The sequence below is a fragment of the Komagataeibacter nataicola genome, assembly GCF_003207795.1.
In the GTDB taxonomy this organism is placed as follows: domain Bacteria; phylum Pseudomonadota; class Alphaproteobacteria; order Acetobacterales; family Acetobacteraceae; genus Komagataeibacter; species Komagataeibacter nataicola.
In genome coordinates this window covers 1-12,310 of sequence record NZ_NIRT01000032.1, presented here as the reverse complement: position 1 = coordinate 12,310, position 12,310 = coordinate 1, and the positions used below count along the sequence as shown (strand labels likewise).

Genomic DNA, 12,310 nt, shown 5'->3' with positions numbered 1-12,310 from the left:
AAACAACTATAACCCTGTCCACACGACAGAAAGAAGGCCGACAGGATAAAATACGGCGATGAATCACCCGTTATCGTCTACCCCATGCCGCCATGCATACAGGCAGGCCGCCCCATGCCGCCGCTCCAGCAGCAGGCGCGATGCCTCCACGGGAGGCGCTTCCGCCGCTGCCGTCTCGACCACGATGAGGGTGGTCGCATGCAGCCAGCCGCCGCGTTCCAGCACGGCCAGAGCCCTTGTGGGCAGATCATGGTTATAGGGTGGATCAAGAAAAACCAGATCAGCGGACGCCGCCGTGCCACGCGACGGCAGGCGCAGCATGTCGCAGGCCCGAATCGTAGCCCGGTCCTGCACGCCACAGCCGCGCACATTGTCACGCAGGCACCGCAGGGCCGCGCGGTTCTGCTCGACAAACAGCGCCGAGGCCGCCCCGCGTGAAAGGGCTTCGAGGCCCAATGCACCCGTTCCGGCAAACCCGTCAAGCACGTGCGCGCCCCGCAGCCGGTCCGCCCCGGCCCATGACGCATGGGCCAGCGTATCGAACAGGGCCTGGCGCACCCGGTCTGCCGTGGGCCGCGTGACCTGCCCCGGCGGGGCCAGCAGGCTGCGCCCCCGGCACTCGCCCGCGATGATGCGCATCAGGCGCCGCGCGGGGTCTTGCCGCCCGCAAGGCCCGCGACCTGCTCACGGATGACCTTGCCAGTCACTTCCTCAAGTTCGCCGCGCCTGAGCGTGCCAAGCTGGAACGGCCCGTAGGAGGTGCGGATCAGGCGGCTGACATGCAGGTTCAGCCCCTGCATCACCTTGCGGATCTCGCGGTTCTTGCCTTCACGCAAAGACACGGTCAGCCAGGCGTTGTCGCCCTTGACGGAATCAAGCTGCGCCTCGATCGGACCATAGCGCACGCCCTCGAACTCGCTGCCCCGGATCAGGGATGCCAGCGCGCGCTCGTCAACCACGCCAAACACGCGCACGCGGTAGCGCCTGATCCAGCCATTGCTGGGCAGTTCCAGCCTGCGCGCGAGCGCGCCATCATTGGTCAGCAGCAGCAGCCCCTCGCTGTTGAGGTCAAGGCGGCCCACGCTGATGACGCGCGGCATGCCCGGCGGCAGGGAATCGAACACGGTGGGGCGATCCTCGGGGTCGCGGTGGGTCGTGACCAGCCCGTCGGGCTTGTGGTAGCGCCACAGCCGCGTACGGTCGGGCGCGCCAACAACCTTCTGCTCGACCTGAACGATATCGCCTTCATCAACAAAAGTCGCCGGATGGGTGACAGCTACGCCGTTGAGCTGCACCTTGCCTTCGGCAATCAGGCGTTCGGCATCGCGCCTGCTGCACACGCCCGAACGGGCCAGCCATTTGGCAATACGGTCGCCACGCGCGGAAGGGGCTTCGGTGGAATGGTCCTGTGTCATGTTCCTGTCTGCCTCGCAGCGTCGATCAACCCTTCGAACAGAAGACGGTCTCCTGCCGATATGCCAAATTCGGGGTGCCACTGCACCCCTATACAGAACGGGTGGCCGGGATATTCAATGGCCTCGACCACGCCATCGGGTGCTGTGGCGCACACCACCGCGCGCCCGGCATCCGCCACCGCCTGATGGTGCGATGAATTGACGGCCAGCGTATCGTGCCCCACCAGCCGCGCAAGCTGCGTGTTTGGCGTGACATGCACCACATGCCCCGCCTCATCACGCGGGTTGGGCTGTTCATGCGCCAGAGCGGCCGGATAGGTGTCGGGAATATGCTGCACCAGCCGCCCACCGAGCAGCACGGCGAGCAGTTGCATGCCACCGCAAATACCTAGCACCGGACGCCCCTGCGCCAGAGCTGCCCCGAACAGCGCCATTTCTGCTGCCGTGCGGCGCGGCTTGGTCTGCACGGTGGCATGCGGCGGCTCATCGCCATACAGGTCGGGCGGCACGTCAAAGGCACCGCCGGTGACCACCAGTCCATCGAGCCGCGCCACCATCTGCCCCGCCTGTGCCACATCATGCCCCAGAGCCACCGGCAGGCCGCCACAGGCGGTAATCATGTCCATGTAGTTCTGACGCAGCGCATACCACGCAAAGCGGGAATAACCGCCCGTGGTGGAAGGCGGTTCGCTATCGAGCGTAATACCGATCAGGGGTGCCCGTGAGGCGGTCATGACCCGGCCCCTGCGGGACAGGCTGGCGGGAGGAACGAGATCATCATGCTGTTCCCCCTTCTGTGTGGCTGCAGGCGTGTCATGCTGGCTGGATGATACAAAAAATCCCCACCGGCAAAGCCTTGATGGGGACTTATGTAATCTTATTAAACCCTATGGTGGGCGCACAAGGGCTCGAACCTTGGACCCGCTGATTAAGAGTCAGCTGCTCTACCAACTGAGCTATGCGCCCACAGGGTTACCCTCTCGGGTGAGAGGGCTTCTAGCAGTCACCCCATTGGCTGGCAAGGGGTTTTTTGAACTTTTTTTATAATCTCTAGCGCTGGAGCAGCCGCAGCAGCCCATCGAACTGCTCGAGCGAGCGGTAATCGATCTTCACACTCCCGCCTTTGCCATCAAAGCTGATCTGCACTTTCAGGCCCAGCCTTGTGGCCAGATCGCGCTCAAGGGCGGCGATTTCGGGGTTGCGGGCGGCTTTCTCCCCTTTCTCGCGCGCAGTGGCGGCCTTACGCTCATGCTGTTTGGTCAGGGCCTCGGTCTGGCGCACGTTCAGCCCTTGCGCCAGCACCACCTTCAGCGCCGCCACCGGGTCGGCATGCGCCAGAAGCGCCCGGGCATGACCAGCAGAAAGACCGCGATGGCGCACCGCATCACGCACGGGCGACGGCAGTTGCAGCAGCCGGACCATGTTGGCCACATGCGGGCGCGACTTGCCAATGGCGCTGGCCAGTTCATCCTGCGTCAGGGCGTAGTCATCGAGCAGGCGCTGCAGGCCCTCGGCCTCCTCGATAGCGTTGAGGTCGGCACGCTGGAGGTTTTCCACCAGAGCCGCGGCCATGGCATCACCATCATCGAGCGGGCGGATATGCACGGGCACCTCATGCAGTCCCGCAATCTGGGATGCGCGCCACCGGCGCTCGCCCGCGATGATCTGGTAGGTACCCGGCCGCTGCGGGTGGGGTCTGACCAGAATGGGCTGCAAAATGCCGCGCACGCGGATGGAGCTTGCCAGCTCTTCAAGCGCGCCTGGCTCCATCTGCTGGCGCGGCTGGAAGGGACTTGGCTCCAGCACATCGACCGGCAGGCTGGAAATGGCTTCCGGCACCTTGCGCCCTTCAACAGCCGGGGCTGCGGGCAGCGCATTGACCTGCTCGCCCAACAGTGCTGCAAGCCCACGACCCAGGCGGGGGCGCCCCGCTTCCTTCTTGGTTTTCACGCGCGTGCCTTCCCTTTATGGCCAGATGACAGGCGAAGACGCTGGGCCAGTTCGGTCGCCAGCGCCTGATAGGCCTGACTGCCCGACGAGCGCTGGTCGTAGTTCATGACCGGCTGCCCGTGGCTCTGTGCCTCGGAGATGCGGATATTGCGGGGAATGAGGGTTTCCATCACCTTATCGCCAAAGAAGCTGCGGGCATCATCGGCCACCAGCTCCGACAGGTTGTTGCGCCGGTCGTACATGGTCAGCACGATGCCATCGAGCCTGAGCGCGGGGTTGAGCCCCTTGCTCACGCTATTGACGGTGCGCACCAGCTGGCTGATGCCTTCAAGCGCAAAGAACTCGCATTGCAGCGGCACGAGCACCGACTGGGCCGCGACCAGCGCATTGAGCGTAAGCAGGCCAAGGCTGGGCGGGCAGTCGATCAGCACCACGTCATAATCGCCGCCAATCTGGGCAAGGGCCTCACGCAGGCGGTATTCACGCCCTTCCGCCATGACCAGCTCAAGTTCGGCCCCTGCGAGTTCGGTATCCGCCGCAACCAGAGACAGGCCGGGCACGGCGCTGGCCTGCACCACGCCTGCGGCGCGCGCGCCATCTTCAAGCATGGCATAGGTGCCGCTGCTGCGGGCATCATACCCCACGCCCAGCCCGGTCGAGGCATTGCCCTGCGGGTCGAGATCGACCAGCAGCACTTTCAGCCCCGAGGTGGCCAGTGCTGCCGCCACGTTGATGGCGGTGGTTGTCTTGCCCACGCCGCCCTTCTGGTTGGCCAGCGCGATAATGCGGGGGGAAGACGCGGACCGGCTTCCCGTATCATTCATTGTTATGGTCTCTGACACGCCTGATATCGCTCAATTCTAGAATCACACCATCCGTATTGGTACGGCTTGGAATCCGGGTTGTCGTCATGTGCCAACCGGCACGGGCCATCGTCAATTCTTCCTCTGCGTTGCGTCCTTTCAGAAACAGGCAGACACCATCGGGCCGCAGGAACCGCGCGCCCCATTCCAGCAGGCGCGACAGGGGGGCAAGTGCGCGGGCCGTCACCACCTGTGCTGGCGGCACGTCGGCCACTTCCAGCCGCTGCGCGCAGACCCGTACCTTCACCCCCGCCACCCGCGCGGCCTCACGCAGAAAGGCGGCCTTACGCTGGTCGGATTCAACCAGCGTCACCTGCGCGTCAGTCGCGCAGGCGATGACCAGACCGGGGAATCCCCCACCCGACCCCATATCGACCAGATCCACGCCGCCAGGCGGAATCAGGCTGGCAAGCTGCAGGCTGTCCCCTATATGGCGTGACCACAGATGCGGCAGGTCATGCGGAGAGACAAGGTTGATGCGCGCGTTCCAGCGCAGCAGCAGATCGGCATACCGCTCCAGCCGTTCGCGTGTTTCACGTGAAACATCGGCCAGCACCGCCACGGATTCATCCTGCGCCATCAGGCCGCGACCTGGCGCTGGCGGATATGTGCGAGCAGCGCCACAAGGGCTGACGGCGTAATGCCGGGAATGCGCTGGGCCGCGCCAAAGGTTACAGGCCGCACGCGCGCAAGGCGTTCCTGCATCTCGCTGCTCAGGCCACCAACCTGCGCATAATCGAGGTCGGGCGACAGGGTGATGCGGCCTTCGGTGGCAAGCTGGCGGATTTCACGATCCTGCCGGGTAATGTAGCCGCTGTAGCGGGCCTCGGTGGCCAGATGGCGGGCCACGCGGGACGGCAGATCGGCGAACCAGGGGGCAATGGTGGCAATCATGGCGGGTGTGGCGTCAGTGGCCAGCACATCAAGCAGGGAGCGCGCGCGCCCATCTGCCGAAACACTGATCCCGGCCTTGCGCAACAGCTCCGGCGCATAGGTTTCCTGCCCGGCGCGGCGGGTGGCGGCATCAATGGCGGCCTGATCTGCCTCGAAACGCGTGGCGCGGGCGCACCCGACGCACCCCCACTCCATGCCGCGCGGCGTAAGGCGCAGGTCTGCGTTATCAGCCCGCAGGGTAAGCCTGTATTCCGCGCGCGAGGTAAACATGCGGTATGGCTCGGACACGCCCTGCGTGGTCAGGTCATCAATCATGACCCCAATATAGGCATCGCCACGCTCCAGCGTTACCCCTGCCTCACCCGAGGCATGCCGGGCGGCATTAACGCCCGCGATCAGCCCCTGTGCCCCGGCTTCTTCATAGCCTGTCGTGCCGTTCACCTGCCCTGCCAGGAACAGGCCGGACAGGCTTTTGAGTTCCAGCGTGGGGGCAAGTTCACGCGGGTCGACATAATCATATTCCACCGCGTAGCCCGACCGCACGATGCGGCAGTTTTCCAGGCCCGGAATGCTCTGCAGCATTTCAAGCTGCACATGGGCAGGCAGGCTGGTGGAAATGCCATTGGGGTAGACCAGCCCACCATCGGGATTGCCGGGCAGACCTTCGGGCTCGAGGAAAATCTGGTGCGAATCCTTTTGCGCGAACCGCACCACCTTGTCCTCGATGGAGGGGCAGTAGCGTGGCCCCCGCCCCGAGATCGCGCCGCCGTACAGTGCCGAGAGATGCAGGTTCTCGCGAATGATCTCATGCGTGCGCGGCGTGGTGGCCGTGATGCGGCATGAGACCATGGGGTTGGTGATGCCATCCGTCATGCGGCTGAAAGGCTCGGGTTCGGCATCGCCCCGGTCTTCGGGCAGGCTGTCCCAGTCAATGCTGTCACGCGCGATGCGGGCGGGCGTGCCGGTCTTGAGGCGACCCATGCGCAGGCCGAGTGCTGCCAGACGCTCGCCCAGCGCATTGGCGGGACGATCTCCTACCCTGCCCGCCGGTTCGCTCTCATGGCCGACATGGATGGTGCCACGCAGGAAGGTGCCGGTGGCCAGCACGACGGCACCGGCGGAAAACGCCCGGCCATCCTCGCACACCACACCCCCCACGCGGCCCTGCGCATCGAGCAGTATGTCGCCTGCCGCGCCCTCCACGATATCCAGCCCTTCGGTCTGGTCGAGCAGATCCTGTATGGCCTGCCGGTACAGCGTGCGGTCTGCCTGCGCGCGGGGGCCATGCACCGCAGGCCCCTTTGAGCGGTTAAGCAGCTTGAAGTGAATACCCGCCCGGTCGGCGGCAATGCCCATCAACCCGTCCAGCGCATCGATCTCGCGCACCAGATGCCCCTTGCCAATGCCACCGATTGCCGGGTTGCACGACATGATGCCCACCGTATCACGCCGGTGCGTGAGCAGCAGGGCGCGGGCACCCGTGCGCGCGGCAGCAGCGGCGGCTTCGCACCCCGCATGCCCCCCACCGACGACAATCACATCATAGGCCCGATCCATCACCCCTTGCTCCTACTTGCCAATACAGAACTGGCCAAACACGGTATCCAGCAGCGCTTCCACATCCACCGCCCCGGTCAGGCGACCAAGCGCGCGCATGGCCAGCCGCATTTCCTCGCCCCGCATTTCCGGCCACGCGAGCGAAAGCGCACGCCCGATATGGTGCGCCGTCTCCTCAATCGCGGCACGATGGCGTGCGCGGGTCAGCGGGGCGCTGGCCCGGCCTGCTGTCAGGGTCCGGGCCTTTTCGGCCAGCACTGTCCGTAGCACATCCATACCCGCATGGGTGAGAACACTGATGCCTATTGCCCCAGCAGGTGCTGGCTGCTGGTCGATCTTGTTACAGACCAGCAGGCCATCACCTTCCAGTCGAGGCGGAAGGCTGCCGCCGGTAAAGACCTGCACCACGCAATCCGCCTGTTTCACGTGAAACAATGACCGCCGCACGCCCTCGGCTTCAATCTCATCCTCTGTTTCGCGCAATCCGGCGGTATCGACAAGCGTTACCGGCACATCACCCAGCACGATACGGGTTTCGATCGCATCACGCGTGGTGCCGGCACGGGCGGAAACAATCGCCGCATCCCGCTCCGCCAGCGCATTGAGCAGGCTGGACTTGCCCACATTCGGCTCGCCGACAATAGCGAAGACCAGCCCGCGACGCAGCCGTTCCGCCCCCGCACCTTCGCGCAGGTAGGCCGCCATGGTTGCGTGCAGTGCTGTCAGGCCATCGCGCAGGCCCTGTTCCACTTCGGGCGGCAGTTCTTCATCAGGGAAGTCGATCAGCGCTTCCTGATGGGCGAGCAGCGTGCGCAGCCTGTCGGCCCATTGCTGGTACAGGCGACTCTGCGCGCCATCGACCTGGGCCAGCGCCTGCCGCCGCTGGGCCTCGGTCTCGGCATCGATCAGGTCGGCAATGCCTTCCGCCTGCATGAGGTCGAGACGCCCGTTGCCAAAGGCCCGGCGACTGAACTCGCCCGGCTCGGCAGGGCGTGCACCAAGGGCGACCAGCGCATCGGCCACGGCATTGATGACAGCGGGGCCTGCATGCAGGTGCAACTCTGCGCTATCCTCGCCCGTATAGCTGTCCGGGCCGGGAAACCACAGCACCAGCGCGCGGTCGAGCAGCACGGGCGTGGGGCCATGCCGGTTCCACAGGCCACGCAGCGAGGCCCGGCGGGGCGCAGGCAGGCGGCCGCACAGGCTTTCAACAATCCGGCCACTTCCCTTCCCGCTCAGGCGCATGACGGCAATCGCCGCGCGCGACAGGCCGCTGGCCAGGGCGAAAATGACCGTGGGAGACCCATCACTTTCCTGCATTCTTGCCTCCATCAGGTCATCATCATTTTGCCAGTGCCCCGAACGGCGTTATCGTTCACCTCTTTGTCCTGATCAAGGTGACTCATGCCACAACTTTCAATGCATTCGCCATTGGCCCCCCTCACCGTCTCCGCCGAGGACGGGCAGATCGTGGCGCTTGACTGGGGCTGGGGCCGCGATCAGGAAGAAACACCCCTTCTGGAAAAAGCCCGCTCCTGGCTGGAAGCCTATTTTGATGGCGAGGCCGCGCTGTGCAAACTGCCGCTCGCCCCCTATGGCACGCCAGAGCAGCAGGCGGCATGGCGGTTCATGATCAGTATTCCCGTAGGTCAGCAGGTCAACTGGCGCGATGCCGCCCACCAGGCTGGCGTATCGCCCGAGACCATTCTCAGCGCCTGCGCCGAGAACCCTATCCCCATTTTCATTCCCTGCCACCGCATCGATTTTGCCGATTGCCCCGATTACGACCCTGACAGCTATCCCGGTGATGAAGGCGCACGCGACCGGCAGTTCCTGCTGGACCTTGAAACCCTGTCCGCCACCCCGCTTTGACACCGCATAGCTGAACAGGAGCCACGATCATGAATACCGTCATCCGCGTGCATGGCTATGGGGGGCCGGATGTCCTCCGCGTGGAAACGCTGCCCGTCCCGACACCTGGCCCCGGCGAGATCGTGGTGCGGCAGGAGGCGATCGGCGTCAATTTCATCGATACCTACTTCCGCAGCGGACTGTACAAATTCCCTTCCCTGCCCGCCATTCCCGGCATGGAGGGCGCGGGCACCATCACGGCGGTGGGTGATGGCGTATCGGGCCTGCGGACCGGAATGCGGGTGGCCTATCCCGCCACGCCGGGCGGATACGCCACCCTGCGCACCATCGCGGCAGACCGGGTTGTGGTGCTCCCTAACGACATTACGGCGCAAACAGCCGCCGCCATAATGCTGCGCGGCCTGAGCGTGCACATGCTGTTGCGCGATGTGTACCGCGTGCAGCCGGGCGATGACATTCTGGTCTATGCGGCGGCAGGCGGCGTGGGGCTGCTCATGTGCCAGTGGGCGCGGCATCTGGGCGCGCGCGTGATTGGCGTGGTCTCCACCCCGGAAAAAGCCGCACTGGCCAAGACCAATGGCGCGGCGGATGTCATCATCGGCACCGACAACGTGGCCGAACAGGTCCACACCCTGACCGAAGGCCGCATGCTGCCGGTGGTGTATGACAGCATCGGCAAAGACACGTTCGAGACCAGCCTGTCCTGCCTGCGCCCACGCGGGCTGATGGTCAGCTACGGCAATGCCTCAGGCGCCGTGACGGGGGTGGATATCGGCACGCTGGCCAGCCATGGCAGCCTGTACCTCACCCGCCCCCTGCTCATGACCTATATCGCCCAGCGTTCGGCCCTTGAGCATGCGGCGCGTGAACTGTTCGCGCTGGTGGAAAAGGGCGTGCTGACGCCGCGCATCGGCCAGTCCTTTGCGCTCAAGGACGCGGCGCAGGCGCATATCGCACTGGAATCACGCAAGACTACCGGCAGCACGATCCTGCTGCCCTGATAAAAGTTCTTGGGTGTCGCCTTTTTTCAAAAAGGTAACGTATTCTGAAGCTTTTTGAAAAAGCTTCACCAAAAACTTTCAATAAAAAACCCCGGCCTTTCAGCCGGGGTTTTTCTTCATCACGCACCCTGATGCGATCAGGTATTCATCGCATCGAAGAAGTCGTGGTTGGTCTTGCTGTATTTCAGCTTGTCGAGCAGGAAGTCCATCGCATCCATCGTGCCCATCGGCGCAAGGATACGGCGCAGCACCCACATCTTGGCAAGGTCGGCACGGTCAACGAGCAGTTCTTCCTTGCGCGTGCCACTCTTGGTGATGTCGATCGCGGGGAAGGTCCGCTTGTCGGCCAGCTTGCGGTCAAGGATCAGTTCCGAGTTACCGGTGCCCTTGAACTCTTCAAAGATGACCTCATCCATGCGGCTGCCGGTATCGATCAGGGCGGTGGCGATGATGGTCAGCGATCCCCCTTCCTCGATATTACGGGCCGCACCGAAGAAGCGCTTGGGGCGCTGTAGCGCGTTGGCGTCCACACCACCGGTCAGCACCTTGCCCGATGAGGGCACGACCGTGTTGTAGGCACGGGCCAGACGCGTGATGGAATCCAGCAGGATCACCACATCGCGCTTGTGTTCCACAAGGCGCTTGGCCTTCTCGAGCACCATTTCCGTTACCTGCACATGGCGGGTGGCGGGCTCGTCAAAGGTGGAGGAAACCACTTCGCCGCGCACGGAGCGCGCCATGTCGGTCACTTCCTCGGGCCGCTCGTCAATCAGCAGTACGATCAGGAAGACTTCGGGGTGGTTGGCAGAAATGGAGGAGGCGATGCTCTGCAGCATCACGGTTTTGCCGGTGCGCGGGGGGGCTACGATCAGCGCGCGCTGTCCCATGCCGATGGGCGAGACAAGGTCGATCACGCGGGAGGTGAAATCGCGGTTCGGGGTCTTGCCCTTCCCCTTGCCGGTGGGGGCGGGTGCTTCCGCGCCGCCTACGGCTGAGTTCTCGACTTCCATCTTCAGCCGCCGCTCGGGGTAGAGCGGGGTCAGGTTGTCGAAATTGATGCGCTGACGCACCGCCTCGGGCGGCTCGAAATTGATCGCGTTGACCTTGAGCAGCGCGAAATAGCGCTCGCCATCACGCGGGGCGCGGATCTGGCCTTCCACCGTATCACCGGTGCGCAGGCCAAAGCGACGGACCTGGCTGGGAGAGATGTAGATATCATCCGGCCCCGGCAGGTAATTGGCCTCGGGCGAGCGGAGGAAGCCAAATCCATCGGACAGGATTTCAAGCGTGCCGTCCCCATAGATGGCCTGGTCATTATCGGCCAGGGTCTTGAGGATCGTGAACATCAGCTCCTGCTTGCGAAGAGATGATGCGTTTTCAATATTCAGACTTTCAGCATAAGCCAGAAGGTCTGCTGGAGTTTTGGCCTTGAGTTCGGCGAGTTGCATGCAGGATGTGCCTATAAGTGGGCAGTTCACGGAGGGAAAGAAAAGTCAGCAATCAGAGGGAAAAGGCATGCCGGAACCGGCGCCTGACCATTGTTTTTATCAAACTGTTGATGCTGCTTAACTGATAAGGTGGGAATTCTGACCGCGCAGGAAACACCCTGTCAGAATTGGATCGATTATAGGCATTCATGCCCTTTCCGTCAAGCATATGCATCAATGCGCCATGAATCGTAACACAAATCCCACGGGATGCTGTCGGCCCCCGCGCCTACCGGGCACTGTATGAATTGTTAAGCTTTGATCCGTACACTCCCTCTCCTTTCGGCCGCTTCAGGAGAGACGGATGTCATTTCGTGCCGCGATCATCACCATGGTTTATAACGAAAATTATTTTCTACCGTTATGGTGCGCGTATTATGGTCGGCAGGTCGGGATGGATAATCTCTATGTCATCGATCATGGCAGCACCGATGGCTCGACCGATGCCCTGCCGTGCAACAGGCTGCGTATTCCACGGGACTGTTTTGATGACGGACAGCGGGCTGCAATGATCAGCAGGCTGCATGCATCCCTCCTCTCGTTTTTTGATGTCGTCATCTATGTGGACTGCGATGAATTTCTGGTCCCGCGCACTGACCTGTTTGCCTCGCTGCCGGATTACCTGGAAAAGCACCGCAACCATTCCGTGATCCGGGCCGTAGGCGTTGATGTCTTTCCCGAACGGCCGAACATGCCTGCCGTCAACACGTCGCGGCCACTGCTTGAACAGCGTTCATTCGGGTTCATCAATCCGTGGGAATCCAAGCCCGTCATATCCTATGTTCCAATTTCATGGGCACCGGGATTTCATGAATGCGATCAGCCTTCCTATCTCGATCTTGATCTCTGGCTGTTTCATATGAAAAACATGGATCTTGATATCAGCCTCAAACGGCTTGCCCTGACGCGCGCCCTCAACTGGAGCAAGGCATCCGTGCAGAATGGGCAAGGTGCCCATCAACGCTGTAGCGATGAAGAACTGATTAACAAATTCCAGCATCTGATGAACAGAAAAAGAAATATCGGTCTGGATTCGCTGCCGATAAACGAAATCCTTTCCAAAGGCCGGACAAGCGATATCTGCCAGATTCCGGAACAGTTCATTTCATTTTAGGCAGCCTGCGGCCTTTTCAGGGTAATGACCGCAGTAGAAATGGCCCGGAGCGGCAATAATACCAACCGTTGATTGCTATAACCTATGAGCCCAATTGCGCAGTCCGATTGACATGATGCGCCATGGTTGATCGACGAGCTGGTTCCAGGCATGGCAG

Annotated in this window: 12 protein-coding genes and 1 tRNA gene; 3 read left to right on the top strand and 10 right to left on the bottom strand. The window is 62.8% G+C overall.

What is annotated here, in order from left to right; all coding sequences use genetic code 11:
* Window positions 1-63: 63 nt before the first annotated feature.
* From rsmD to mnmE, 9 genes are all read right to left on the bottom strand, one after another.
* On the bottom strand, window positions 64-639 hold the full coding sequence (rsmD, locus tag CDI09_RS13805) for a 16S rRNA (guanine(966)-N(2))-methyltransferase RsmD (protein WP_078525640.1): 576 nt from the start codon (window positions 637-639) through the stop codon (window positions 64-66).
* Entirely contained in the window at window positions 639-1,415 is a 777-nt protein-coding gene (locus CDI09_RS13800; protein WP_078525638.1) for a pseudouridine synthase, read from the bottom strand. The genes rsmD and CDI09_RS13800 overlap by 1 nt, the downstream gene beginning before the upstream one ends.
* Window positions 1,412-2,149, bottom strand: a complete 738-nt coding sequence (locus CDI09_RS13795; protein WP_078525637.1) for a gamma-glutamyl-gamma-aminobutyrate hydrolase family protein — start codon at window positions 2,147-2,149, stop codon at window positions 1,412-1,414. The genes CDI09_RS13800 and CDI09_RS13795 overlap by 4 nt, the downstream gene beginning before the upstream one ends.
* A 156-nt stretch (window positions 2,150-2,305) precedes the next feature.
* Window positions 2,306-2,381 (bottom strand) — tRNA-Lys (locus tag CDI09_RS13790).
* Between the two features lie 84 nt (window positions 2,382-2,465).
* Window positions 2,466-3,365 (bottom strand): ParB/RepB/Spo0J family partition protein, encoded by a 900-nt coding sequence (locus CDI09_RS13785; protein ID WP_078525635.1) that lies wholly within the window; start codon window positions 3,363-3,365, stop codon window positions 2,466-2,468.
* A complete protein-coding gene (locus tag CDI09_RS13780; protein ID WP_078525633.1) occupies window positions 3,362-4,189 on the bottom strand; it encodes a ParA family protein in 828 nt (275 codons plus the stop codon). Before CDI09_RS13780 ends, CDI09_RS13785 begins: the two co-directional genes overlap by 4 nt.
* A complete protein-coding gene (gene rsmG, locus CDI09_RS13775; RefSeq protein WP_078525630.1) occupies window positions 4,182-4,808 on the bottom strand; it encodes a 16S rRNA (guanine(527)-N(7))-methyltransferase RsmG in 627 nt (208 codons plus the stop codon). The genes CDI09_RS13780 and rsmG overlap by 8 nt, the downstream gene beginning before the upstream one ends.
* Window positions 4,808-6,679 (bottom strand): tRNA uridine-5-carboxymethylaminomethyl(34) synthesis enzyme MnmG, encoded by a 1,872-nt coding sequence (gene mnmG, locus CDI09_RS13770; protein ID WP_078525628.1) that lies wholly within the window; start codon window positions 6,677-6,679, stop codon window positions 4,808-4,810. Before mnmG ends, rsmG begins: the two co-directional genes overlap by 1 nt.
* 12 nt (window positions 6,680-6,691) lie before the next feature.
* Complete coding sequence (gene mnmE, locus CDI09_RS13765; RefSeq protein ID WP_078525626.1) at window positions 6,692-7,999, bottom strand: tRNA uridine-5-carboxymethylaminomethyl(34) synthesis GTPase MnmE; 1,308 nt, start codon at window positions 7,997-7,999, stop codon at window positions 6,692-6,694.
* A 99-nt stretch (window positions 8,000-8,098) separates the two neighbouring features.
* On the opposite strand from mnmE, the gene CDI09_RS13760 reads away from it, so the two are divergent.
* The gene (locus CDI09_RS13760; protein WP_078525624.1) at window positions 8,099-8,551 is read left to right on the top strand and encodes a methylated-DNA--[protein]-cysteine S-methyltransferase; all 453 of its coding nucleotides are present in this window, start codon (window positions 8,099-8,101) and stop codon (window positions 8,549-8,551) included.
* 29 nt (window positions 8,552-8,580) lie between these two features.
* Window positions 8,581-9,552: a quinone oxidoreductase family protein gene (locus CDI09_RS13755; protein WP_078525622.1), complete on the top strand. Its 972-nt coding sequence runs from the start codon at window positions 8,581-8,583 to the stop codon at window positions 9,550-9,552.
* A 137-nt stretch (window positions 9,553-9,689) separates the two neighbouring features.
* Here the strand turns inward: CDI09_RS13755 and rho are convergent, their stop codons facing one another.
* Complete coding sequence (rho, locus tag CDI09_RS13750; RefSeq protein ID WP_078525620.1) at window positions 9,690-11,000, bottom strand: transcription termination factor Rho; 1,311 nt, start codon at window positions 10,998-11,000, stop codon at window positions 9,690-9,692.
* A gap of 343 nt (window positions 11,001-11,343) precedes the next feature.
* Between rho and CDI09_RS13745 the strand changes: the two genes are divergently transcribed.
* Window positions 11,344-12,153: a glycosyltransferase family 2 protein gene (locus CDI09_RS13745; protein ID WP_078525618.1), complete on the top strand. Its 810-nt coding sequence runs from the start codon at window positions 11,344-11,346 to the stop codon at window positions 12,151-12,153.
* The last annotated feature ends 157 nt before the right edge of the window (window positions 12,154-12,310 follow it).